This is a genomic window from Streptomyces melanosporofaciens (assembly GCF_900105695.1).
Classification (GTDB): Bacteria; Actinomycetota; Actinomycetes; order Streptomycetales; family Streptomycetaceae; genus Streptomyces; species Streptomyces antimycoticus.
Genome location: NZ_FNST01000002.1, coordinates 6,254,018 through 6,278,781 on the forward strand (window position 1 = coordinate 6,254,018; position 24,764 = coordinate 6,278,781).

23 protein-coding genes are annotated in these 24,764 nt (G+C 70.8%); 22 read left to right on the forward strand and 1 reads right to left on the reverse strand.

Features of this window, described 5'->3' with window-relative positions; genetic code table 11:
• Nucleotides 1–5: 5 nt before the first annotated feature.
• The 9 genes from mltG (at nt 6) to nusB (ending at nt 9,157) form a co-directional block, all read left to right on the forward strand.
• Nucleotides 6–1,811: an endolytic transglycosylase MltG gene (gene mltG / locus BLV72_RS30020; RefSeq protein ID WP_093466160.1), complete on the forward strand. Its 1,806-nt coding sequence runs from the start codon at nt 6–8 to the stop codon at nt 1,809–1,811.
• A 6-nt stretch (nt 1,812–1,817) separates the two neighbouring features.
• The gene (locus BLV72_RS30025; RefSeq protein ID WP_093466162.1) at nt 1,818–2,645 is read left to right on the forward strand and encodes a shikimate dehydrogenase; all 828 of its coding nucleotides are present in this window, start codon (nt 1,818–1,820) and stop codon (nt 2,643–2,645) included.
• 202 nt (nt 2,646–2,847) lie between these two features.
• Nucleotides 2,848–4,032 (forward strand): chorismate synthase, encoded by a 1,185-nt coding sequence (gene aroC / locus BLV72_RS30030; RefSeq protein ID WP_093466163.1) that lies wholly within the window; start codon nt 2,848–2,850, stop codon nt 4,030–4,032.
• Between the two features lie 44 nt (nt 4,033–4,076).
• Complete coding sequence (locus BLV72_RS30035) at nt 4,077–4,559, forward strand: shikimate kinase (protein ID WP_093470630.1); 483 nt, start codon at nt 4,077–4,079, stop codon at nt 4,557–4,559.
• On the forward strand, nt 4,556–5,656 hold the full coding sequence (aroB, locus tag BLV72_RS30040; RefSeq protein WP_093466165.1) for a 3-dehydroquinate synthase: 1,101 nt from the start codon (nt 4,556–4,558) through the stop codon (nt 5,654–5,656). Before BLV72_RS30035 ends, aroB begins: the two co-directional genes overlap by 4 nt.
• 279 nt (nt 5,657–5,935) lie before the next feature.
• Nucleotides 5,936–6,817, forward strand: a complete 882-nt coding sequence (locus BLV72_RS30045) for a Pro-rich N-terminal domain-containing protein (protein WP_093470631.1) — start codon at nt 5,936–5,938, stop codon at nt 6,815–6,817.
• Between the two features lie 130 nt (nt 6,818–6,947).
• Entirely contained in the window at nt 6,948–8,072 is a 1,125-nt protein-coding gene (locus BLV72_RS30050) for an aminopeptidase P family protein (protein ID WP_093466166.1), read from the forward strand.
• A gap of 63 nt (nt 8,073–8,135) precedes the next feature.
• Complete coding sequence (efp, locus tag BLV72_RS30055; RefSeq protein WP_059146782.1) at nt 8,136–8,702, forward strand: elongation factor P; 567 nt, start codon at nt 8,136–8,138, stop codon at nt 8,700–8,702.
• A 2-nt stretch (nt 8,703–8,704) separates the two neighbouring features.
• Nucleotides 8,705–9,157, forward strand: a complete 453-nt coding sequence (nusB, locus tag BLV72_RS30060; RefSeq protein ID WP_078639854.1) for a transcription antitermination factor NusB — start codon at nt 8,705–8,707, stop codon at nt 9,155–9,157.
• A gap of 190 nt (nt 9,158–9,347) precedes the next feature.
• On the opposite strand, the gene bldD is transcribed toward nusB, so the two are convergent.
• A complete protein-coding gene (gene bldD / locus BLV72_RS30065) occupies nt 9,348–9,848 on the reverse strand; it encodes a transcriptional regulator BldD (protein WP_014056259.1) in 501 nt (166 codons plus the stop codon).
• Nucleotides 9,849–10,070: 222 nt separating this feature from the next.
• Between bldD and pyrR the strand changes: the two genes are divergently transcribed.
• From pyrR to metK, 13 genes are all read left to right on the forward strand, one after another.
• A complete protein-coding gene (gene pyrR / locus BLV72_RS30070; protein ID WP_037951650.1) occupies nt 10,071–10,652 on the forward strand; it encodes a bifunctional pyr operon transcriptional regulator/uracil phosphoribosyltransferase PyrR in 582 nt (193 codons plus the stop codon).
• 138 nt (nt 10,653–10,790) lie between these two features.
• Complete coding sequence (locus BLV72_RS30075) at nt 10,791–11,771, forward strand: aspartate carbamoyltransferase catalytic subunit (RefSeq protein ID WP_093466168.1); 981 nt, start codon at nt 10,791–10,793, stop codon at nt 11,769–11,771.
• Nucleotides 11,772–11,773: 2 nt separating this feature from the next.
• Complete coding sequence (locus BLV72_RS30080; protein WP_093466169.1) at nt 11,774–13,069, forward strand: dihydroorotase; 1,296 nt, start codon at nt 11,774–11,776, stop codon at nt 13,067–13,069.
• The gene (locus tag BLV72_RS30085; protein ID WP_208905777.1) at nt 13,066–13,725 is read left to right on the forward strand and encodes a PH-like domain-containing protein; all 660 of its coding nucleotides are present in this window, start codon (nt 13,066–13,068) and stop codon (nt 13,723–13,725) included. The genes BLV72_RS30080 and BLV72_RS30085 overlap by 4 nt, the downstream gene beginning before the upstream one ends.
• On the forward strand, nt 13,722–14,861 hold the full coding sequence (gene carA, locus BLV72_RS30090; protein WP_093466170.1) for a glutamine-hydrolyzing carbamoyl-phosphate synthase small subunit: 1,140 nt from the start codon (nt 13,722–13,724) through the stop codon (nt 14,859–14,861). The genes BLV72_RS30085 and carA overlap by 4 nt, the downstream gene beginning before the upstream one ends.
• The gene (gene carB, locus BLV72_RS30095) at nt 14,854–18,165 is read left to right on the forward strand and encodes a carbamoyl-phosphate synthase large subunit (protein WP_093466171.1); all 3,312 of its coding nucleotides are present in this window, start codon (nt 14,854–14,856) and stop codon (nt 18,163–18,165) included. The genes carA and carB overlap by 8 nt, the downstream gene beginning before the upstream one ends.
• Nucleotides 18,166–18,241: 76 nt before the next feature.
• Nucleotides 18,242–19,342 (forward strand): quinone-dependent dihydroorotate dehydrogenase, encoded by a 1,101-nt coding sequence (locus BLV72_RS30100; RefSeq protein ID WP_093466173.1) that lies wholly within the window; start codon nt 18,242–18,244, stop codon nt 19,340–19,342.
• A gap of 171 nt (nt 19,343–19,513) precedes the next feature.
• Nucleotides 19,514–20,377, forward strand: a complete 864-nt coding sequence (gene pyrF, locus BLV72_RS30105) for an orotidine-5'-phosphate decarboxylase (protein WP_093466174.1) — start codon at nt 19,514–19,516, stop codon at nt 20,375–20,377.
• Nucleotides 20,378–20,581: 204 nt separating this feature from the next.
• Complete coding sequence (locus BLV72_RS30110) at nt 20,582–20,905, forward strand: integration host factor (RefSeq protein ID WP_009713618.1); 324 nt, start codon at nt 20,582–20,584, stop codon at nt 20,903–20,905.
• Nucleotides 20,906–20,953: 48 nt separating this feature from the next.
• Nucleotides 20,954–21,520, forward strand: a complete 567-nt coding sequence (gmk, locus tag BLV72_RS30115) for a guanylate kinase (RefSeq protein WP_093466176.1) — start codon at nt 20,954–20,956, stop codon at nt 21,518–21,520.
• A gap of 58 nt (nt 21,521–21,578) precedes the next feature.
• Nucleotides 21,579–21,839, forward strand: coding sequence for a DNA-directed RNA polymerase subunit omega (gene rpoZ / locus BLV72_RS30120; protein WP_020867048.1), 261 nt, complete (start codon nt 21,579–21,581; stop codon nt 21,837–21,839).
• A gap of 128 nt (nt 21,840–21,967) precedes the next feature.
• Nucleotides 21,968–23,176, forward strand: coding sequence for a bifunctional phosphopantothenoylcysteine decarboxylase/phosphopantothenate--cysteine ligase CoaBC (gene coaBC, locus BLV72_RS30125; RefSeq protein ID WP_093466177.1), 1,209 nt, complete (start codon nt 21,968–21,970; stop codon nt 23,174–23,176).
• A gap of 343 nt (nt 23,177–23,519) precedes the next feature.
• Nucleotides 23,520–24,728, forward strand: coding sequence for a methionine adenosyltransferase (gene metK, locus BLV72_RS30130; protein ID WP_059146770.1), 1,209 nt, complete (start codon nt 23,520–23,522; stop codon nt 24,726–24,728).
• Nucleotides 24,729–24,764 lie beyond the last annotated feature (36 nt).

Below are 24,764 nucleotides of genomic sequence, written 5' to 3' on the forward strand. Positions count from 1 at the left end.
GATCGATGACTGAGTACGGCCGGGGACCCGGCTCCCAACCGTGGCATCCCGAGGATCCGCTGTACGGGGACCGGGAGTGGAGCGGCCAGCCCACGGTGGCCGGTCAGGATCCCCATGCGCAGGCCCCCTACGCTCAGGAGCCGTACGCGCAGGACCCCTACGCACAGGAGGTCTACGGCCAGGATCCCTACGGTCAGGGCTCCTACGGGCAGGACGCGTACGCCCAGGATCCCTACGGGCACCAGCAGTATCCGCACGGATACCAGCAGGATCCCCAGCAGCACCAGCAGCACCAGCAGCCCCAGTGGGACGGCCAGGACGGCGGCTACCCGCATCAGCGGCACCCGCAGGAGTACCCCGGCCAGGGTGTTCCGTACCCGCCCCAGGACGGCTCGTACGGGGGCATGGACCCGCAGGATCCCTACGGGGGCCAGGGCGCTTCCTACCCGGCCCAGGACGTCTACCAGGGACAACAGCAGTCACCGCAGGCCCCGTCGGGACCTCAGGGCGCTCATGTGCCCCCGCAGACACAGCAGATGCCCACGGTGCCCGCAGAGCACCAGGTGCCGCGCCAGCGTGAGTCCCCCGAGGAGCAGTCCGCCCGGGCGGACGCCGAGGACGACCATCCGTTCTTCACGGACGGCGGCGGCCGGGGCCTGGACGACGCGGCGGACGATGACGATGACGACGACGAGCCCGGCGCGCGCGGCGGCAAGAAGGGCAAGGGCAAGCCCAAGAAGCGCCGCAGCGGCGTGGCGTGCCTCTTCGTCACCGTCGTCCTGGTGGGTGCCGTCGGCGGAGGCGGCTACTACGCCTACGACTTCTGGCAGACCCGCTTCGGCCCCGCACCCGACTACTCCGGCGACGGCACCGGCCGGATCGAGGTGGAGGTTCCCTCCGGCTCCGGCAATGCCGAGATCGGCTCGATCCTCGCCGACAAGGGCGTGGTCAAGAGCAGTGGCGCCTTCGTCGAGGCGGTGGAGGACAGCGGCAAGTTCGTCCAGCCGGGCACCTACAGCCTGCGCAAGGAGATGTCCGGCGCGGCGGCGGTCAAGCTGATGCTCGACCCCACCAGCAGCAACGCCCTGATCGTCACCGAGGGCATGCGCGACGCCGCGATCTACGCGGCGATCGACAAGAAGGTCGGCGTCAAGGCGGGGACCACCGCGGACATCGCCAAGAAGGAGGCGAAAAACCTCGGGCTGCCTTCCTGGGCCGACGACAACAGCAAGATCAAGGATCCGCTGGAAGGGTTCCTCTACCCGTCCCGCTATAGCGTGGGCAAGGGCGCCAAACCCGCTGACGTGCTGCGGAAGATGGTCGCCGAGGCCAATCGGAACTACGGCAGCCAGGACCTGGAGGGCAAGGCGAAGGAGCTGGGCCTCAAGTCCCCGCTCCAGCTGATCAGCGTGGCCAGCCTGGTCCAGGCGGAGGGCGTCACCCACGACGACTTCCGGAAGATGGCCGAGGTCATCTACAACCGGCTCAAGCCCGCGAATCCCGAGACGTACGGCAAGCTGGAATTCGACTCCACGTACAACTACATCAAGAATCAGAGCAAGATCGATATCCCGATCAATGAGATCAAGCAGTACAACAACCCGTACAACACGTACTTCTACAAGGGACTGCCGCCCGGTCCGATCGGAAACCCGGGCCATGACGCGCTGAAAGCGGCGATGAACCCGACCAGCGACGGCTGGTATTACTTCATCTCGCTCGACGGCAAGACGAGCCAGTTCTCCAAGACCTACGCGGATCACCAGAAGTGGGTCGACAAGTTCAATAAGCAGCGCACGAACAACGGCTGAGGAAAGATGTCGGAAAACCGCAGGGCAGCCGTGCTCGGTTCGCCGATCACCCACTCCCTGTCACCGGTGCTGCACCGCGCCGCCTACCGCGAACTGGGCCTGACCGGCTGGACGTACGACCGCTTCGAGGTGAACGAGACCGCGTTGCCGGACTTCTTCAAACACCTCGGCGAGGACGGGGGACCGGCCTGGGCCGGGCTGTCCCTGACCATGCCGCTCAAGCGCGCCGTCATCCCGCTGCTGGACGAGATCACCGACACCGCGGCATCGGTGGAGGCCGTCAACACGGTCGTCTTCACCGACGACGGCCGCAGGCACGGGGACAACACCGATATCCCGGGCATGCTGGCGGCCCTGCGGGAGCGCGGCGTCGGGCGGGTGGAGCGCGCCGCCGTGCTGGGCGCCGGCGCCACGGCCTCCTCCGCGCTGGCCGCGCTCTCCCGGATCTGCGACGGCGAGGTCACCGCGTACGTCCGCAGCGAGGCCCGCGCCGCCGAGATGCGGCAGTGGGGCGAGCGGCTGGGCGTCCCGGTGCGCACGGCGGACTGGGGCGACGCGGCCGAGGCGCTCGGCGCGCCCCTGGTGATCGCCACCACCCCCGCGGGCACCACCGACGCGCTCGCCGCGTCGGTACCGGACCGCCCCGGCGCACTCTTCGACGTCCTCTACGAGCCCTGGCCGACCCCGCTCGCCGCCGCCTGGGCGGTCCACGACGGCTCGGTCGTCGGCGGTCTGGACCTCCTGGTCCACCAGGCGGTACTCCAGGTCGAGCAGATGACGGGCCGCGCCCCCGCGCCCCTGGCCGCGATGCGCGAGGCCCTGGCGGCCCGCTGACCCGCCTCATGGGCCCCTCGTCGGCCCCTGACCCGCCCGCCGCGACTGCCCCCGGGCCGTCCCCGGCCCGCCGCGACCGTCCACCCCATGGACCATGCACCGATGGGACTCCCGGGTCGTGGGAGGATCGGAGGTGCGGGCCGGAGTCGCGCGGACCGGGTCGCGCCGCAAGACGTCGAGGCACGCGCATGAGGGAGCACCGTTGAGCAGGTTGCGCTGGCTGACCGCGGGGGAGTCGCACGGCCCCGCACTCGTGGCGACGCTGGAGGGGCTGCCCGCCGGGGTGCCGATCACCACCGACATGGTGGCGGACGCCCTGGCCCGCCGGCGGCTCGGCTATGGCCGCGGTGCCCGGATGAAGTTCGAGCGCGACGAGGTCACCTTCATCGGCGGCGTACGGCACGGACTGACCCTCGGCTCCCCGGTTGCGATCATGGTCGGCAACACGGAGTGGCCGAAGTGGGAGCAGGTCATGGCCGCCGACCCGGTGGACCCCGAGATCCTCGAGGGACTCGCCCGTAACGCCCCGCTGACCCGGCCCCGCCCCGGCCACGCGGACCTGGCCGGTATGCAGAAGTACGGCTTCGACGAGGCCCGGCCGATCCTGGAGCGCGCCAGCGCCCGCGAGACCGCCGCCCGGGTGGCGCTGGGCACCGTCGCCCGCTCCTACCTCAAGGAGACGGCCGGGATCGAGATCGTCTCGCATGTGGTGGAGCTGGCCGCCGCGAGGGCGCCCTACGGCGTCTACCCCAAGCCCTCCGACGTCGAGAAGCTGGACGCCGACCCGGTGCGCTGCCTGGACGCCGACGCGAGCAAGGCGATGGTGGCCGAGATCGACCAGGCCCACAAGGACGGCGACACCCTCGGCGGCGTCGTCGAGGTGCTCGCGTACGGCGTGCCGGTGGGCCTCGGCTCCCATGTGCACTGGGACCGCCGGCTCGACGCACGGCTGGCCGCTGCGCTGATGGGCATCCAGGCCATCAAGGGCGTCGAGGTCGGTGACGGCTTCGACCTCGCGCGGGTGCCAGGCTCCAAGGCCCATGACGAGATCGTCTCCACGGACGAGGGCATCCGGCGCTCCTCGGGCCGCTCGGGTGGTACCGAGGGCGGGCTGACCACCGGCGAGCTGTTGCGCGTCCGGGCCGCGATGAAGCCGATCGCGACCGTACCGAAGGCGCTGGCCACGATCGATGTGACCACGGGCGAGCCGACCAAGGCCCACCACCAGCGCTCCGACGTCTGCGCCGTCCCGGCGGCCGGGATCGTCGCCGAGGCGATGGTCGCGCTGGTCCTGGCGGACGCGGTCGCCGAGAAGTTCGGCGGCGACTCGATCGCCGAGACGCGGCGTAACGTTCAGAGCTTCCTCGAGAACCTGGCCATTCGGTGAGCGGGCAGGTCGGGGAGGGTCCCGTCGTCGTGCTGGTCGGGCCCATGGGCGTCGGGAAGACCACCGTCGGGCAGGTGCTCGCGCAGCGGCTCGGCACCACCTTCCGCGACAGCGACACCGACATCGTCGCGACGGCGGGCAAGGAGATCTCGGAGATCTTCATCGACGAGGGCGAGCCGCACTTCCGTGAGCTGGAGCGGCAGGCCGTACGGACCGCCGTCGCCGAGCACCGGGGCGTGCTCGCGCTGGGCGGCGGCGCCGTCCTGGACGAGGGCACCCGTGAGCTGCTCGTCGGCCTCCCCGTCGTCTTCCTGGAGATGGGCGTCGCCGAGGCCGTCAAGCGCACCGGTCTGGACGCCCCGCGCCCGCTGCTCACGGTCAACCCGCGCCAGCGCTGGCGTGAGCTGATGGAGCAGCGCCGCCCGCTGTACACCGAGGTCGCCCGCGCCGCCGTGTCGACCGAGGACCGCACCCCCGAGGACGTCGCCGAGGCCGTCCTGGACGTACTGGAGTTGAAGAACGCATGACACCCCCTGTGGCCGATACTCCTACGCGCATCCAGGTCGGAGGCACCGCGGGCACCGCGCCGTACGAGGTGCTGATCGGCCGGCAGCTCCTCGGTGAGCTCCCCGGGCTGCTCGGCGCGGCCAAGCGCGTCGCCGTCCTGCACCCCGAGGCGCTGGCCGAGACCGGTGAGGCCATCCGCCAGGACCTCGCCGAGCAGGGGTACGACGCCGTCGCGATCCAGCTGCCCAACGGCGAGGAGGCCAAGACCGCCGAGGTCGCCGCGTACTGCTGGAAGGCGCTCGGGCAGACCGGCTTCACCCGCACCGATGTGATCGTCGGCGTCGGCGGCGGCGCGACCACCGATGTCGCCGGATTCGTCGCCGCGACCTGGCTGCGCGGCGTGCGCTGGATCGCCGTCCCCACGACCGTGCTCGCCATGGTCGACGCCGCCGTCGGCGGCAAGACCGGGATCAATACAGCCGAGGGCAAGAACCTCGTCGGCGCCTTCCACCCCCCGGCCGGGGTGCTGTGCGATCTGGCCGCGCTGGACTCGCTGCCGGTCAACGACTACATCAGCGGGCTCGCCGAGATCATCAAGGCGGGCTTCATCGCCGACCCGGAGATCCTGGAGCTGATCGAGCGGGACCCGGCCGCCGCCCGCACCCCCGCCGGACCGCATACCGCCGAGCTCATCGAGCGCTCCATCCGGGTCAAGGCCGAGGTCGTCTCCAGCGACCTCAAGGAGTCCGGGCTGCGGGAGATCCTCAACTACGGGCATACGCTCGCCCACGCCATCGAGAAGAACGAGCGCTACAACTGGCGCCATGGCGCGGCCGTTTCCGTGGGCATGGTCTTCGCCGCCGAGCTGGGGCGGCTGGCGGGCCGTCTGGACGACGCCACGGCCGACCGCCACCGCGCCGTCCTGGAGTCCGTGGGCCTGCCGCTCACCTACCGGGGCGACCAGTGGCCCAAGCTGCTGGAGACCATGCGGGTCGACAAGAAGTCCCGCGGTGACCTGCTGCGCTTCATCGTCCTGGACGGTCTCGCCAAGCCCACCGTCCTGGAGGGCCCGGACCCGGCGGTGCTGCTCGCCGCGTACGCCGAGATCTCCCGCTGACGCCGAGGCGTCCGTCTCGCTCCGTCACAACTCTGTCATCGCCCTCGAAAGCCCGCGGCACCGCCGCGGGCTTTCGAACAGCTCCCCAGCCCTCGCAGTTGCGGCCCTTGTCGGACGAATTGCCTGGCCGGCAAGGCGTGGTGGGCACACAACGGGTTTGCGGGGCGTTCACACAGCGACGCTCTGGGCAGGTACCGTTCGGTAGGAGCGGCCTCACCGCCCTATCACACGTGACAGTTGTCCGATGAGAACTGCCTGTACGAGACGGAGTGCCACCGGATGCAGCATGCAGTGGGAGCTCCGCTGCCACCGCCCCACCAGCCGGGGCCGGTGCCCGGTCCGCAGGGTGCGGGCTGGGCCCAGGGCGCGAGTGCGAACCATCACCCGGGACCTCACCCCAATCCCCCCGCCCCGCCCGCGCCTCCGGTGCCCGGGCACCCCGCACCGCCCGCGCAACATCCGGTATCGCCTCCGCCGGCCCCGCCCGCGCACCCCGGGGCTCCGCTGGAGACGGTGAACACCACCGGCCATATCCAGCTCCCGCCCGGCGGTCCGGTGCCGCTGCCGCACCCCCCGGCCGACCCGTCGCTCGCCGATGTCTCGCAGGCGGCGGTGGCGGTGCTGCTGATCGGACCGGCCGGGGCGGGCAAGACGACGGTCGCGCGCCACTGGGCCGACCGGCGCCGGGTGCCGACCGCGCACATCAGCCTGGACGATGTGCGGGAGTGGGTCCGGTCCGGTTTCGCCAACCCCCAGTCGGGGTGGAACGAGAACTCCGAGGCGCAGTACCGTCTCGCCCGCCGCACCTGCGGCTTCGCCGCCCGTAACTTCCTGGCCAACGGGATCTCCTGCATCCTCGACGACGCCGTCTTCCCGGACCGCCCGGTCGTCGGCCTCGGCGGCTGGAAGCGCCATGTCGGACCCGGTCTGCTGCCGGTGGTGGTCCTTCCGGGCCTGGAGATCGTCCTGGAGCGGAACGCGGCCCGCACCGGCAACCGCCGCCTCAGCGACGAGGAGGTGGCGCGGATCCACGGCCGGATGGCCGGGTGGTACGGCTCCGGCCTGCCGATCATCGACAACTCCACGTATGACGTGGAGACCACGGCCCGCATGCTCGACGAGGTCGTCACCCGCTCCATCGCGAGCCCACCGAGCTGGTAACCAAGGCCGCCCCGGTTTTTTGCGGCTCGGTTCGCCTCCGGGGCGCTCTGCGCCGCCGCGGGCGGCGTCGGCTCACTCGCCGGAGCCACTGGAGGAGCCAAGGCCCCCGAGCGTGCGTACGCTCGGGGACATGTCCGAGGTGTACGCGGCCCGACGTGCCCGTCTGCACGATCAGTGCACCGCGGCCGGGAGCGCGGCGGCGCTGGTGTCCCGGCCCGCCAATGTGCGCTACCTGTGCGGCGCCGTGCCGCCCGGGGCCGTGCTGCTGCTCGGCCCCGTCCAGGATGTGCTGGTGGCCACCGAGATCCCGTCCGCCCCACCGCTCTCCCCCCACCTCTCCTTCGGCCCGACGCGTTCGGAGGAGCCGCGGCTGCTCGTCCTGCCCGGCGCGGACGGCGATCCGGCGGTGGCCGCCGCCGACCTGGCCGCGGCGGACGGCGCCGACTCGCTGGCCGTCGAGGAGCACGATCTGACCGTCGCCCGCCATCGGGCGCTCGGCGCCGCCGCCCCCCGGCTCCGTCTGGCCGATCTGGACCGCGCCGTCGAGCAGTTGCGGCTCGTCAAGGACGACGAGGAGATCTCCTGTATGCGGATCGCCGGGGAGCTGGCCGACCAGGCGCTCGGCGAGCTGCTGGAGTCGATCCTGGTGGGCCGTACCGAGCGTCATCTGGCGCTGGAGCTGGAGCGCCGGCTGGTGGACCACGGCGCGGACGGCCCGGCCTTCCCCACCGTCGTCGCGGCGGGGCCCAACGCGGGGCGCCCCGGCCATCTGCCCACCGACCGGCGGGTCGAGGAGGGCGACTTCCTCACCATCTGCCTGGGCGCCGACTACCGCGGCTACCGCTGCCAGGTGGGCCGTACCTTCGTCATCGGACCCTCGCCCGCGGACTGGCAGGTCGAGTTGTACGATGCCGTCTTCGCCGCCCAGCGGGCCGGGCGGGAGGCGCTGTTGCCGGGCCGCGCGTACTGCGATGTGGACCGGGTGACCCGCCAGGTGCTGACCGCGGCGGGCTACGGAGACGCCCTCGAACCGTGCACCGGACACGGTGTGGGCCTGGAAATCGACGAGGACCCTCGGCTCACACCGTCCGCCATGGGTAAACTGGACGCTTGTGTGCCGGTCACCGTCGAGCCGGGGGTCCACCTCCCGGGACGGGGCGGTGTCCGGATCGATGACACGCTCGTCGTCCGCCCCGAGGCGGACGGCGGACCCGAGCTACTCACCATCACGACCAAAGAGCTGCTCGCACTCTGAAGAACAGGGTGCGCCGGCGGCTTTCTGGTCTCCGCCAGCTGTAGTCCAGGAGAACCCGCAACCGTGGCATCCACGAACGACCTCAAGAACGGCTTGGTGCTCAAGCTCGAAGGCGGCCAGCTGTGGTCCGTCGTCGAGTTCCAGCACGTCAAGCCCGGCAAGGGCCCCGCCTTCGTGCGCACCAAGCTCAAGAACGTGCTGTCCGGCAAGGTGGTCGACAAGACCTTCAACGCCGGCGTGAAGGTCGAGACGGCCAATGTCGACAAGCGCGGCATGCAGTTCTCGTACAAGGACGGCGAGAGCTTTGTGTTCATGGACATGGACACTTTCGACCAGATCTACATCACCCCCGAGGTCGTGGGCGACAACGCCCGCTATCTGCTGGAGGGCTTCGAGGCCGTCGTGGCGATGTACGAGGGCAACCCGCTGTACGTCGAGCTCCCCGCCGCCGTCGAGCTGGTGATCGAGTACACCGAGCCGGGTGTCCAGGGCGACCGCTCCACCGGTGGCACCAAGCCCGCCAAGCTGGAGACCGGCTACGAGATCGGCGTGCCGCTGTTCATCACCACCGGTGAGAAGATCAAGGTCGACACCCGCTCCGGCGAGTACCTCGGTCGGGTGAACAACTAACCGTGGCTGCCCGCAACAAGGCCCGTAAGCGTGCCTTCCAGATCCTTTTCGAGGCCGATCAGCGCGGCACCACCGTGCAGATCGTGCTCGCGGACTGGATCCGGCTCGCCCGGACCGACGACCGGCAGCCGCCGGTCAGCGAATACACGATGCAGCTCGTCGAGGGATATGCGCAGCACATCGGCCGGATCGACGAGCTGATCGCCACCTATGCGGTGGGCTGGACGCTGGACCGGATGCCGGTCGTCGACCGCAATATCCTCCGGCTGGGCGCGTATGAGCTGGTGTGGGAGGACGAGACCCCGGACGCGGTGGTGATCGACGAGGCGGTGCAGCTCGCCAAGGAGTTCTCCACCGACGACTCGCCGGCCTTTGTCAACGGTCTGCTGGGCCGTATCAAGGAGCTGAAGCCGAGTCTGCGTCGCGATCAGGAGCACCCGGAGCACCGGGCATAGCCGCGACGGGGCCGTCACGCCGGACCACGAGCCGGACCGCCGGGCCATACGACGGACGCCGCACAGGCGCGTCATACGCCGCACAGGCGCGTCATACGACAAAGCCGCCGGGGGCGGTGGAGGACCCGGAAGGGCTCCACCGCCCCCGGCGGCACGTTTCTGCTGGTGAAGGGGGAAAGGGGACGGAGACTCAGACGTCCTCGTGCTGGACCGCGCGGCGGGCGTCGGCGCCCAGCACACCCCAGCTGATCAGCTGTTCGGTCAGCACGGACGGCGACTGGTCGTAGATAACGGCGAGGGTGCGCAGGTCGTCCTGGCGGATCGAGAGCACCTTGCCGTTGTAATCGCCACGCTGGCTCTGGATCGTCGCGGCATACCGCTGCAGCGGGCCTGCCTTCTCGACCGGCACATGGGCCAGTCGCTCAAGGTCCAGTACCAGCTTCGGCGGCGGCTCGGCGGCCCCGGCCGGGCTCGTGCCCGGAAGCAGCTCCTGCACCGGGACGCCGTAGAAGTCGGCCAGCTCGGCGAGACGCTGCACGGTCACGGCGCGGTCGCCGCGCTCGTACGATCCCACCACCACGGCCTTCCAGCGGCCCTGGGACTTCTCCTCGACACCGTGGAGGGAGAGGCCCTGCTGGGTGCGGATGGCGCGGAGCTTGGCCCCGAGCTGTTTGGCGTATTCGCTGGACATAAAGCTCCCCGGACGCTGTATCGACGTGCGGCTGTGCCGCGCGGCTGGTCACTCACTGTGAGGTTACGCAGCGTAATTTCCATTCGTCAAGCCGAACGGAGCGGAGGGGCTCCGGCCAGGGGTGATGGCAGGAGCACCCGGGACTCCTGCTAGTGTGAATGGCGCAAATCCGACCGTCCTTTAAGGTCCGTCCCGTGAGGCGGAGAAGGAGGTCCGTTTCGTATGGACGCCCGAACCTCTGACGCCGCGCGCTCGGTGCTGGAAGCACCGGATATCGCGCGCGTTCTCACCCGCATCGCCCACGAGATCGTCGAGCGCGCCAAAGGCGCCGATGACGTGGTGCTGCTCGGCATTCCCACCCGTGGTGTCTTTCTCGCCCGGCGGCTGGCCGCCCGGCTCGAAGAGATCACCGGCAAGCCCGGCCGGATCCCGGTCGGCTCGCTCGACATCACGATGTACCGCGACGACCTGAGGCTGCGCCCGGCCCGCGCACTCGCCCGTACCGAGATCCCCGACGACGGCATCGACGGCCGTCTGGTGGTCCTCGTCGACGATGTGCTCTTCTCCGGCCGCACCATCCGCGCCGCGCTCGACGCCCTCGGTGACATCGGGCGGCCGCGCGCGGTCCAGCTCGCGGTCCTCGTCGACCGTGGTCACCGTGAACTGCCGATCCGCGCCGACTATGTCGGCAAAAACCTCCCCACGTCGCTGCGGGAGACGGTCAAGGTCCAGCTCACCGAGGAGGACGGCCGCGACAGCGTGCTCCTCGGGCTGCGCGAGACCACCCCCGCGGACGGGAAGTAGCGCCCCTCACCGACGGCGAGTGCCGCCCCGGCGACCCCGGGGGACCCGCCCGACGGACCACCGGTGCCGCCATGACACCGGTCCCCGCGCCTGCCCGCCCGCACGCCCGCACACCTCCTTCACCCACGGAGCAACCGGATGAAGCGCCACCTCATCTCGGCCGCCGACCTCTCGCGCGACGATGCCGTCCTGATCCTCGACACCGCCGAGGAACTGGCCCGGCTCGCCGACCGGCCGATCAAGAAACTGCCGACCCTGCGCGGCCGTACCGTCGTCAACCTCTTCTTCGAGGACTCCACCCGCACCCGCATCTCCTTCGAGGCGGCCGCCAAGCGGCTGTCCGCCGACGTCATCAACTTCTCCGCCAAGGGCTCCTCGGTCTCCAAGGGCGAGTCCCTGAAGGACACCGCGCTCACCCTGGAGGCGATGGGCGCCGACGCCGTGGTGATCCGCCACCACGCCTCCGGCGCCCCGCACCGGCTGGCCACCTCCGGCTGGATCAACGGCGCCGTGGTGAACGCGGGCGACGGCACCCATGAGCACCCCACCCAGGCGCTGCTCGACGCCTTCACCATGCGCCGCCATCTGATCCCGGAGGTCTCCGGCGTCGGACAGGACCTGGCCGGGCGCCGGGTCACGATCGTCGGCGACATCCTGCACAGCCGGGTGGCCCGCTCCAACGTCCATCTGCTGGCCACCCTGGGCGCCGAGGTCACCCTGGTCGCCCCGCCGACGCTGGTCCCCTTCGGCGTGGAGAGCTGGCCCTGCGAGGTCGCCTACGACCTGGACGCGGTGGTCGGCAAGACCGACGCCGTGATGATGCTGCGCGTCCAGCGCGAGCGGATGAACGCCGCGTTCTTCCCCACCGAGCGGGAGTACGCCCGCCGCTACGGCCTGGACGGCGACCGCATGGCGCGGATGCCGGAGCACGCCATCGTGATGCACCCCGGCCCCATGAACCGCGGCATGGAGATCACCGCGGAGGTCGCGGACTCCGACCGCTGCACCGCCGTCGAGCAGGTCGCCAACGGCGTCTCGATCCGCATGGCGGTCCTGTATCTGCTGCTCGGCGGGAACGAGTCCGCCGTCGCCACCGCCCGCACCGAGGAGAGCAAGTAACCATGAGCGACACCCACAAGACGCTGCTTCGCGGGGCGAAGGTGCTCGGCGGTGAGCCGCGGGACGTGCTGATCGAGGGGGAGCACATCGCCGCGGTCGGCACCGGGCTGGACGCGGACGGCGCCACCGTGATCGACGTCGCCGGGCAGATCCTGCTGCCGGGCCTGGTCGACCTCCACACCCATCTGCGCGAGCCCGGCCGGGAGGACTCCGAGACGGTCCTCACCGGCACCCGGGCCGCCGCGGTCGGCGGTTTCACCGCCGTCCACGCCATGGCCAACACCTTCCCGGTCGCCGACACCGCGGGCGTCGTCGAGCAGGTCTGGCGGCTGGGCAGGGAGTCCGGCTACTGCGATGTCCAGCCCGTCGGGGCGGTCACCGTGGGCCTGGAGGGCAAGAAACTCGCCGAGCTGGGCGCGATGCACGACTCCGCCGCCGGGGTGCGGGTCTTCTCCGACGACGGCAAATGCGTGGACGACGCGGTGATCATGCGCCGCGCGCTGGAGTATGTGAAGGCGTTCGACGGCGTCATCGCCCAGCACGCCCAGGAGCCCCGGCTCACCGAGGGCGCCCAGATGAACGAGGGCATCGTCTCCGCCGAGCTGGGCCTGGGCGGCTGGCCGGCCGTCGCCGAGGAGTCGATCATCGCCCGCGATGTGCTGCTCGCCGCGCACGTCCGCTCCCGGGTGCACATCTGTCATCTGTCCACCGCGGGCTCGGTCGAGATCGTCCGCTGGGCCAAGTCCAAGGGCTGGAACGTCACCGCCGAGGTCACCCCGCACCATCTGCTGCTCACCGACGAGCTCGTACGCTCCTACGACCCCGTCTACAAGGTGAACCCGCCGCTGCGCACCGAGGCCGATGTGATGGCGCTGCGCGAGGCGCTCGCCGACGGCACCATCGACTGCGTGGCCACCGACCACGCCCCGCATCCGCACGAGGACAAGGACTGCGAGTGGGGCGCCGCGGCCATGGGCATGGTCGGCCTGGAGACGGCGCTGTCCGTGGTCCAGCACACCATGGTCGACACCGGGCTGCTGGACTGGACGGGCGTCGCCGACCGGATGTCGGTGCGGCCCTCGGCCATCGGCCGCCTGACCGGCCACGGCCGTCCCATCGCCGCCGGGGAGCCCGCCAACCTCACCCTGCTCGACTCCGCTTACCGTGGTGTGGTGAACCCCGCGGGCTTCGCCTCCCGCAGCCGCAACACCCCCTACGAGGGCCGCGAACTGCCGGGCCGCGTGACGTACACCTTCCTGCGGGGCCGGGCGACGGTTGTGGACGGGAAGCTGGCGTGACCTCTGTGAACCATCCGGTGGCGGGACTCGCGGGATTCGCGGGCCTCGCGGCCGAGCAGAAATCGCAGGACGTGACGGACTGGGCCGCCCGGATCGGCTGGGTCGTCGGGCTGCTGTTGGTCATCGCGCTGGTCTACTGGCTGATGCGCGAGGGCTGGAAGTGGCGCGGCACTCTCCAGGGCGACCTCCCCGAGCTGCCCCAGGCCCCGTCCGACTCCGGTGACCCGCAGCTCGCCCACCCGTCGCCCGCCACCACCCTCAAAGGAAATAAGCCCCTTACACTCAGCGGCCGCTACCACGGCTCCACCACCGCCGGGCAGTGGCTGGACCGGATCGTCGCCCACGGCCTCGGCACCCGCAGCCGGGTCGAGCTCACCCTCACCGACCAGGGCGTGAGCGTGGTTCGGCCGGGCGCCAGGGACTTCTTCATCCCCGCCGCCCAGCTACGCGGCGCCCGGCTCGACAAGGGCATCGCCGGCAAGGTCCTCGCCGAGGGCGGGCTGCTGGTGATCACCTGGCAGCTCGGCGAAAAGCTGATCGACTCGGGCTTCCGCTCCGACCACGCCGCCGAGCACCCGGCCTGGGTCGACGCCCTCACCACCTCCGACAGCGACCAGAACAACCCCAGCAACCAGACGGAAGGCGCCGAACGATGACGACCTCCACCCGGGGCGCCAGCGCCCCTGCCGTACTCGTCCTGGAGGACGGCCGCACCTTCCGCGGCCGGGCCTACGGGGCCGTGGGGGAGACCTTCGGCGAGGCCGTGTTCTCCACCGGAATGACCGGCTACCAGGAGACCCTGACCGACCCCTCCTACCACCGCCAGGTCGTCGTGATGACCGCCCCGCACATCGGGAACACCGGCGTCAACGACGAGGACCCGGAGTCCCAGCGCATCTGGGTCTCCGGCTATGTGGTGCGCGACCCGGCCCGTACGCCCTCCAACTGGCGCTCCCGCCGCTCGCTCGACGAGGAGCTCACCGCCCAGGGCGTCGTCGGCATCAGCGGGATCGACACCCGCGCGCTCACCCGCCATCTGCGCGAGCGCGGCGCCATGCGCGTGGGCATCTTCTCCGGCGCGGCTGTCGCCGACGAGGCCACGCTGCTCGCGAAGGTGCAGGCCGCCCCGCAGATGAAGGGCGCCGACCTCAGCGGCGAGGTCGCCACCGCCGAGACCTACGTCGTCCCGGCGATCGGCACCAAGAAGTTCACCGTCGCCGCGATCGACCTGGGCATCAAGGGCATGACCCCGCACCGGATGGCCGAGCGCGGCATCGAGGTGCACGTCCTGCCCGCGACCGCCACCGCCGAGGACATCTACGCGGTCGACCCGGACGGGGTCTTCTTCTCCAACGGCCCGGGCGACCCGGCCACCGCCGACCACCCCGTCTCCCTGATGCGGGCCGTGCTGGAGCGCTCCACGCCGCTGTTCGGCATCTGCTTCGGCAACCAGATCCTCGGCCGTGCGCTCGGCTTCGGCACCTTCAAGCTGAAGTACGGCCACCGCGGGATCAACCAGCCGGTGCAGGACCGCACCACCGGAAAGGTGGAGGTCACCGCCCACAACCACGGCTTCGCCGTGGACGCCCCGCTCGACGCGCCGTCCGACACCCCGTTCGGCCGAGCCGAGGTCTCCCATGTCTGCCTCAACGACAACGTGGTCGAGGGGCTTCGGCTGCTCGACCGCCCCGCGTTCAGCGTCCAGTACCACCCCGAAGCCGCCGCAGGTCCGCATGACGCCGCGTACCTCTTCGACCGCTTCGTGTCCCTGATGGAGGGCCAGCGTGCCTAAGCGCACCGACATCCAGTCCGTCCTGGTCATCGGCTCCGGCCCGATCGTCATCGGCCAGGCCGCCGAGTTCGACTACTCCGGCACCCAGGCCTGCCGGGTGCTGAAGTCCGAGGGCCTGCGGGTCATCCTGGTCAACTCCAACCCGGCCACGATCATGACCGACCCGGAGATCGCCGACGCCACCTATGTCGAGCCGATCACCCCGGAGTACGTCGAGAAGATCATCGCCAAGGAGCGCCCCGACGCGCTGCTGCCCACCCTCGGCGGCCAGACCGCGCTCAACACCGCCATCTCCCTGCACCAGGCGGGCACCCTCGACGAGTACGGCGTCGAGCTGATCGGCGCCAATGTCGAGGCGATCCACAAGGGCGAGGACCGCGACCAGTTCAAGACGGTCGTCGAGGCCGTCCGCGCCAAGATCGGCCACGGTGAGTCCGCCCGCTCGGTCATCTGCCACTCCATGGACGACGTCCTCGCGGGCGTCGAGGACCTCGGCGGCTACCCCGTGGTGGTCCGCCCCTCCTTCACCATGGGCGGCGCGGGCTCCGGCTTCGCCCACGACGAGGACGAGCTGCGCCGCATCGCCGGCCAGGGCCTGGCCCTCTCGCCGACCACCGAGGTGCTCCTGGAGGAGTCCATCCTCGGCTGGAAGGAGTACGAGCTGGAGCTGATGCGCGACCGCAACGACAACGTCGTGGTCGTCTGCTCCATCGAGAACTTCGACCCCATGGGCGTGCACACCGGTGACTCGATCACCGTCGCCCCGGCGATGACGCTCACCGACCGCGAGTACCAGATCCTGCGGGACATCGGCATCGCCGTCATCCGCGAGGTCGGCGTCGACACCGGCGGCTGCAACATCCAGTTCGCGGTCAACCCGGAGGACGGCCGGGTCATCGTCATCGAGATGAACCCGCGCGTCTCCCGCTCCTCGGCGCTCGCCTCCAAGGCCACCGGCTTCCCCATCGCCAAGATCGCCGCCCGGCTGGCCGTCGGCTACACCCTCGACGAGATCCCCAACGACATCACCGAGCAGACCCCGGCGTCCTTCGAGCCCACGCTCGACTACGTCGTGGTCAAGGTGCCGCGCTTCGCCTTCGAGAAGTTCCCGGCCGCCGACGCCCGGCTCACCACCACCATGAAGTCGGTCGGCGAGGCCATGGCCATCGGCCGCAACTTCACCGAGGCGCTGCAGAAGGCGCTCCGCTCGCTGGAGAAGAAGGGCAGCCAGTTCGACTTCACCGGGGAGCCCGGGAACAAGGCCGAGCTGCTGACCAAGGCCACCGTCCCGACCGACGGGCGGATCAACACCGTCATGGGGGCGATCCGCGCCGGGGCCAGCCGGCAGGAGGTCTTCGACGCCACCCGGATCGACCCGTGGTTCGTGGACCAGCTCTTCCTGATCAACGAGATCGCGGACGAGGTCGCCGCCGCCGACAAGCTCGTCCCCGAGCTGCTCGCCGAGGCCAAGCGGCACGGCTTCTCCGACGCCCAGATCGCGGGAATCCGCTCGCTGCGCGAGGACGTGGTCCGCGAGGTGCGGCACGCGCTGGGCATCCGGCCCGTCTACAAGACGGTCGACACCTGCGCCGCCGAGTTCGCCGCCAGGACCCCGTACTTCTACTCCTCCTACGACGAGGAGTCCGAGGTCGCCCCGCGCGAGACCCCCGCGGTGATCATCCTCGGCTCGGGCCCCAACCGCATCGGCCAGGGCATCGAGTTCGACTACTCCTGCGTCCACGCCTCCTTCGCGCTGCATGACGCGGGCTATGAGACCGTCATGGTCAACTGCAACCCGGAGACCGTCTCCACCGACTACGACACCTCCGACCGGCTCTACTTCGAGCCGCTCACCCTGGAGGACGTGCTGGAGATCGTCCACGCCGAGCAGCAGGCGGGCCCGGTCGCCGGTGTGATCGTCCAGCTCGGCGGCCAGACCCCGCTGGGCCTCGCCCAAGCGCTCAAGGACAACGGCGTGCCCATCGTCGGCACCTCGCCCGAGGCGATCAACCTCGCCGAGGAGCGCGGCGCCTTCGGCCGGGTGCTCACCGAGGCCGGGCTGCCCGCGCCCAAATACGGCACCGCCTTCTCCTTCGCGCAGGCCAAGGGCATCGCCGCCGAGATCGGCTACCCGGTCATGGTCCGCCCCTCCTACGTCCTCGGCGGCCGTGGGATGGAGATCGTCTACGACGAGCCCTCGCTCGCCGCGTACCTGGAGCGGCACGCCGGGCTGATCTCCGAGCACCCCGTGCTCATCGACCGCTTCCTCGACGACGCCATAGAGATCGACGTGGACGCGCTCTACGACGGTGAGGAGCTCTACCTCGGCGGCGTCATGGAGCACATCGAGGAGGCCGGGATCCACTCCGGCGACTCGGCCTGCGCCCTGCCCCCGATCACCCTCGGCGGCTTCGACATCAAGCGGCTGCGCGCCTCGACCGAGGCCATCGCGCGCGGGGTGGGCGTCCGCGGACTGATCAACATCCAGTTCGCGCTGGCCGGGGACATCCTCTACGTGCTGGAGGCGAACCCGCGCGCCTCCCGTACCGTCCCCTTCACCTCCAAGGCCACCGCCGTACCGCTGGCCAAGGCCGCCGCCCGGATCTCGCTGGGCGCCACCATCGCCGAGCTGCGCGCCGAGGGGCTGCTGCCCTCCAGCGGCGACGGCGGCACGCTGCCGCTGGACGCGCCGATCTCGGTCAAGGAGGCCGTGATGCCGTGGTCGCGGTTCCGGGACGCCTCCGGGCGCGGGGTGGACACCATCCTCGGCCCGGAGATGCGCTCGACCGGTGAGGTCATGGGCATCGACTCGGTCTTCGGCGCGGCCTACGCCAAGTCGCAGGCCGGGGCGTACGGCGCGCTGCCGACCAAGGGGCGCGCGTTCGTCTCCGTCGCCAACCGCGACAAGCGTTCGATGATCTTCCCGGCCCGGGAACTGGTCGGCCTCGGCTTCGAGTTGCTGGCCACCTCGGGCACGGCGGAGGTGCTCAAGCGCAACGGGATCAACGCGACCGTGGTGCGCAAGCACAGCGAGGGCGAGGGCCCGAACGGCGAGAAGACCATCGTCCAGCTCATCCACGAGGGCGAGGTCGACCTGATCGTCAACACCCCGTACGGCACCGGGGGGCGGCTGGACGGCTATGACATCCGTACGGCGTCCGTCGCCCGCGGGGTGCCCTGCCTGACCACCGTCCAGGCGCTCGCGGCCGCCGTCCAGGGCATCGAGGCGCTGGGCCGGGGCGCGGTCGGCGTCCGATCGCTCCAGGAACACGCGGAACATCTGACCGCCGCCCGCGAGGAGTGAGGCGAGGGAGGGGGACACCGGCCGGTGTCCCCCTCTTCATGAGCCCACCCCTTCGCTTCCGCTCAGAAAGCCCCTCATGTACGCGCTCCTGTTCAACCTGATCTTCCGGCGCATGGACCCGGAGAAGGCCCATCACCTGGCCTTCTCCTGGATCCGGCTGGCCGCCCGCGTCCCCGTCCTGCGGACGTTCGCCGCCGCCGTCCTCGCCCCCCGCCACACGGCGCTGCGCACCGAGGCGCTGGGCCTGCGGATGCACGGGCCCTTCGGGCTCGCCGCCGGATTCGACAAGAACGCCGCCGGAATCGACGGCATGGCCATGCTGGGCTTCGACCATGTCGAGATCGGCACGGTCACCGCCCAGCCGCAGCCCGGCAACCCCAAGCGGCGGCTCTTCCGGCTGGTCGCCGACCGAGCCCTGATCAACCGGATGGGCTTCAACAACGAGGGCTCGGCGGCGGTCGCGGCCCGCCTCGCCGCCCGGCGCCCGGCCTTCGCCACGACGCTCGGCGTCAACATCGGCAAGACCAAGGTCGTCCCGGAGGCGGAGGCCGTCGCCGACTATGTGACCTCCACCGAGCGGCTCGCCGCCCACGCCGACTACCTCGTCGTCAATGTCTCCTCGCCCAATACCCCCGGACTGCGGAATCTCCAGGCCGTGGACCATCTGCGGCCGCTGCTGACCGCGGTCCGCGAGGCCGCGGACCGCACGGTCACCGATCGCCGGGTGCCACTTCTGGTCAAAATCGCGCCGGATCTCGCCGACGAGGACGTGGACGCGGTCGCCGATCTGGCGGTCGAGCTCGGCCTGGACGGCATCATCGCCACGAACACGACCATCGCGCGCGAGGGCCTCGGCCTCGCCTCCGACTCCCGGCTCACCGCCGAGACCGGCGGCCTGTCCGGCGCCCCCCTGAAGGCGCGCTCCCTGGAGGTGCTGCGCCGCCTGTACGCCCGTGTGGGGGACCGGCTGACCCTCGTCGGGGTCGGTGGGATCGAAACCGCCGACGACGCCTGGGAGCGGATTCTGGCCGGTGCCACGCTGGTGCAGGGCTACAGCGCCTTCATCTACCGGGGCCCGTTCTGGTGCCGGGAGATCCACCGCGGGCTGGCCGCGCGGCTTGCGGCATCCCCGTACGACACCCTGGCCGACGCGGTCGGCGCCGATGCCGCCGCGTAATGCCTCCGGCGGCGTTGTTCCCCACCCCGCCCCTTCCCGAACCGGGGGCGAGCCCCCGGGCCCCGCTCCTCAAACGCCGGAGGGGCTGGGGGGTTGCCCCTTCGATCGTCGGAGGGGCTGGGGGTTGCTCCCTCGATCGCCGGAGGGGCTGAATTTCCTGAGGAGAGACCCATGACGACCCCTGCCCCCACCCCCTTCGGTACGCGGCTGCGCGCCGCCATGGACGCCCGCGGCCCGCTGTGCGTCGGCATCGACCCGCACGCCTCCCTGCTCGCCGACTGGGGCCTGGGGGACGATGTCGCGGGGCTCGAGCGGTTCACGAGGACCGTCGTGGACGCCCTCGCCGAGCGGGTCGCCGTCCTCAAGCCGCAGTCGGCGTTCTTCGAGCGGTTCGGCTCCCGCGGCATCGCGGTGCTGGAGCGGGCCGTCGCCGACGCCCGGGCCGCCGGTGCGCTGGTGCTGATGGACGCCAAGCGCGGCGACATCGGATCGACCATGGCCGCGTACGCCTCCGCCTATCTGGATCCGGCCGGCCCGCTGTTCTCGGACGCGGTCACCGTCAGCCCCTACCTCGGCTTCGGCTCGCTGCGCCCGGCGCTGGACGCGGCGCGGGCGGCGGGGGCGGGCGTCTTCGTGCTGGCGCTGACCTCCAATCCGGAGGGCACCGAGGTGCAGCACGCGGTACGGCCCGACGGTTCGACCGTCGCGGACACCGTGCTGAAGTCGCTCAAGGCCGAGAACGCGGCCGAGGCCGCCGAGGGCCGCCTCGGCTCGTACGGCGCGGTCGTCGGCGCGACGCTGGGCCGGGCGCCGGAGGAGGCGTGCGTCGATCTGACGATCGACGGGCCGCTGCTGGCCCCCGGCATCGGCGCCCAGGGCGCGACCCCCGCCGATCTTCCGGCGGTCTTCGGCCCCGCGATCAAAAATGTCGTTCCGAGCGTCAGCAGGGGGGTGCTCCGGCACGGTCCGGACGTCGCGTCGCTGGTCGCGGCGGCCTCTCGAATGGCTGAGGAAGTGCGTGCTGTGGCCGAATAACCCGGCTATTTTGTCCGTAAATGTCCGAGTCGAGCGAGTCTGACCAGGACTTTTCGTCTGTTCTCGCTGACTGGAGCGGGATCGGCCGCTAGTCTCCGACGAGAGCGAACGCGCTGCTGCGTTGCGCGTTGCTCCCCAGGTGAGGGGCGACTAGGTTCCTCACCGGTCCATATCCGACAGTTCGACATCCGAGGTGACGTAGGCGTGGCTCTTCCGCCCCTTACCCCTGAACAGCGCGCAGCCGCGCTCGAAAAGGCCGCCGCGGCTCGCCGGGAGCGCGCCGAGGTCAAGAATCGACTCAAGCACTCCGGCGCATCCCTGCACGAGGTCATCAAGCAGGGCCAGGAGAACGACGTCATCGGCAAGATGAAGGTGTCCGCTCTCCTCGAGTCCCTGCCCGGCGTCGGCAAGGTCCGCGCCAAGCAGATCATGGAGCGGCTCGGCATCTCCGAGAGCCGTCGTGTGCGGGGTCTGGGCTCCAACCAGATCGCGTCGCTCGAGCGCGAGTTCGGCGGCGCCGCCGGCTGACGAGGCCCGGCGTTTCCAGGCACTCCCGGGAACCTGGATAATCGCTCCATGGCAGCACACTCCGCACGACCGCGACTGACCGTGCTCTCCGGCCCCTCAGGGGTCGGTAAGAGCACGGTCGTCGCTCATATGCGCAAAGAACATCCCGAGGTCTGGCTCTCGGTCTCCGCCACGACCCGCCGACCGCGCCCCGGCGAGCGGGACGGCGTCCACTATTTCTTCGTGGACGACGGGGAGTTCGACAAGCTCATAGCCAATGGTGAGCTGCTGGAGTGGGCCGAATTCGCGGGCAACCGCTACGGCACCCCGCGCGAGGCGGTCATGGAGCGTCTCGGCGCGGGCGAGCCGGTGCTGCTGGAGATCGATCTGCAGGGCGCACGACAGATCCGCGAGTCCATGCCGGAGGCGCGGCTGGTCTTCCTCGCGCCGCCGAGCTGGGAGGAGCTGGTGCGTCGGCTCACCGGCCGGGGCACCGAGGCGCCCGAGGTCATCGAGCGGCGCCTGGAGGCCGCTCGAACCGAGCTGGCGGCCGAGTCCGAGTTCGATACGACCTTGGTCAATACCTCCGTCGAGGACGTGGCGAATGAGCTGCTAGCCTTGATGCGAGTGGCTTGATCTTCGATTCACTCTTGCCATGAGGCGTTATAAGGAAGGCTAGAGAGTGTCCTCTCCCATGACCGCGCCCGAGGGGATCATCAACCCTCCGATTGATGAGCTGCTCGAGGCCACCGACTCCAAGTACAGCCTGGTGATCTACGCGGCCAAGCGCGCGCGGCAGATCAACGCGTACTACTCCCAGCTTGGTGAGGGCCTGCTCGAGTACGTCGGTCCCCTTGTGGACACCCACGTCCACGAGAAGCCCCTCTCGATCGCGCTCCGCGAGATCAACGCGGGCCTGCTGACCTCCGAGGCCATCGAGGGCCCGGCTCAGTAGGTTTCGACCGCTTCACCCACGGCCCGGCAGTCACTGCCGGGCTCGTGGTGTGTCATGGGTACGTGACGCGACCCGGCGTACCGTGACTGGACGTACGACAGACGACGTACCCGGTGGGGAGCCGAGCGATGGACAAGCCCAAAGTGGTCCTGGGCGTCAGTGGCGGGATCGCCGCCTACAAGGCGTGCGAGCTGCTGCGCCGCCTCACCGAGTCCGGCCATGACGTACGCGTCGTGCCGACCGCCTCGGCGCTGCACTTCGTCGGCGAGGCGACCTGGTCGGCGCTGTCCGGGCATCCGGCGGCGACCGAGGTGTGGGACTCCGTCCACGAGGTGCCGCACGTCCGCATCGGCCAGTCCGCCGATCTGCTCGTGATCGCCCCCGCCACCACCGATCTGCTCGCCAAGGCCGCCCATGGCCTGGCGGACGATCTGCTCACCAATACGCTGCTCACCGCGCGCTGCCCGGTGGTCTTCGCGCCCGCGATGCACACCGAGATGTGGGAGCACCCCGCCACCCAGGAGAACGTGGCGACGCTGCGCCGTCGCGGCGCGATCGTCATCGAACCCGCCGTGGGGCGGCTCACCGGTGTGGACACCGGCAAGGGGCGGCTGCCGGACCCCGGGGAGATCTTCGAGATCTGCCGCCGGGTGCTGGCCCGTGGCGCCGAGGCGCGGACCACCGATCTGGCCGGCCGCCATGTCGTGGTCAGCGCCGGGGGCACCCGTGAGCCGCTGGACCCGGTGCGCTTCCTCGGCAACCGCTCCACCGGCCGGCAGGGGTACGCCCTGGCCCGTGCCGCCGTCGCCCGGGGCGCGCGCGTGACTCTTGTCTCGGCCAACAGCGAGCTGCCCGACCCGGCCGGCGCCGATGTGGTGCGCGCGGGCACCGCCGCACAGCTTCGGGAGGCCGTGCTCAAGGCCGCCGCGGACGCCGACGCCGTGGTCATGGCCGCCGCCGTCGCCGACTTCCGCCCCGCGCACTACGCCGAGGGGAAGATCAAGAAGCGCGACGGCCAGGAGCCGGAGCCGATCGCCCTGGTACGGAATCCGGACATCCTCGCCGAGATTTCCGCGGAGCGCGCCCGCCCCGGCCAGATCGTGGTCGGCTTCGCCGCCGAAACCGACGATGTGCTCGCCAACGGCCGAGCCAAGCTGGCCCGCAAGGGCTGCGATCTGCTGGTGGTGAACGAGGTCGGGGAGCACAAGACCTTCGGTGCCGAGACCAACGAGGCCGTGGTGCTCGGCGCCGACGGCACCGAGACGCCCGTGCCTTACGGCCCCAAGGGCGCGCTCGCCGACACCGTCTGGGACCTGGTGGCCCGCCGCCTGGGCTGAGCCCGGCCCGGGCCTCGGGCTGAGCCGGGCGGGGCCTCGGCCGGGGTCCGGCGGGCCTCACGCAGAGCCCGGTGGACGCCCTCGGCGGGGCCCGGCGGACGCCCTCGGCGGGGGCCGTACTGCGGCCGATCGGGCTCGTGACACATTCCTGCCACGGCGGGGTGGGGCTGTATTTCGGCTTGAGGCAAGGTATGTTCCCGGTCACGGGCCTGCCCGTTCTGTGGGACGGGGATGCTTGACCGGTGGACTTGCCGGATAAACTGGCCCAGGAACCGCACCGGGCGCAGCTCCCGAGCGGTCCGACCATGATCAGCCAGCAGCCGCTGCAACCCCAGGGAGCGATGTGTCCCGCCGCCTGTTCACCTCGGAATCCGTGACCGAGGGTCACCCCGACAAGATCGCTGACCAGATCAGCGACACCATCCTCGACGCCCTCCTCAAGGAGGACCCGACCTCCCGGGTCGCCGTCGAGACGTTGATCACCACCGGCCTGGTGCACGTGGCCGGCGAGGTGACCACCAAGGCGTACGCCCCGATCGCGACGCTCGTGCGGAACAAGATCCTCGACATCGGCTACGACTCGTCGAAGAAGGGCTTCGACGGAGCCTCCTGCGGCGTCTCGGTGTCGATCGGCTCACAGTCCCCCGACATCGCCCAGGGTGTGGACTCCGCCTACGAGCTCCGGGTCGAGGGCGACGAGGACGAGCTGGACAAGCAGGGCGCGGGCGACCAGGGCCTGATGTTCGGGTACGCCTGCGACGAGACGCCCGAGCTGATGCCGCTGCCGATCAACCTGGCGCACCGGCTCTCCCGCCGGCTGTCCGACGTCCGCAAGAACGGGACCATCCCCTACCTGCGCCCCGACGGCAAGACCCAGGTCACCATCGAGTACGACGGCCACAAGGCGGTCCGCCTGGACACCGTCGTCGTCTCCTCGCAGCACGCCTCCGACATCGACCTGGACTCGCTGCTGGCGCCCGACATCCGGGAATTCGTGGTCGAGCACGTGCTGAACGAGCTGGTCGAGGACGGCATCAAGCTCGACACCGAGGGCTACCGCCTGCTGGTCAACCCGACCGGGCGCTTCGAGATCGGCGGCCCGATGGGCGACGCCGGCCTCACCGGCCGTAAGATCATCATCGACACCTACGGCGGCATGTCCCGCCACGGCGGCGGCGCCTTCTCCGGCAAGGACCCCTCCAAGGTCGACCGCTCCGCCGCCTACGCCATGCGCTGGGTCGCCAAGAACGTGGTGGCCGCCGGCCTCGCCCAGCGCTGCGAGGTGCAGGTCGCGTACGCCATCGGCAAGGCCGAGCCGGTCGGCCTCTTCGTCGAGACCTTCGGCACCGCCGCGGTCGACGCCGAGAAGATCGAGAAGGCCATCTCCGAGGTCTTCGACCTCCGCCCGGCCGCGATCATCCGCGACCTCGACCTGCTGCGCCCGATCTACGCCCAGACCGCGGCGTACGGCCACTTCGGCCGTGAGATCCCCGACTTCACCTGGGAGCGCACCGACCGCGTCGACGCCCTCCGCGCGGCGGCGGGCCTGTAGGACCCCCGCTTCGGTCACGGTTTCGGAGAAGGCCCG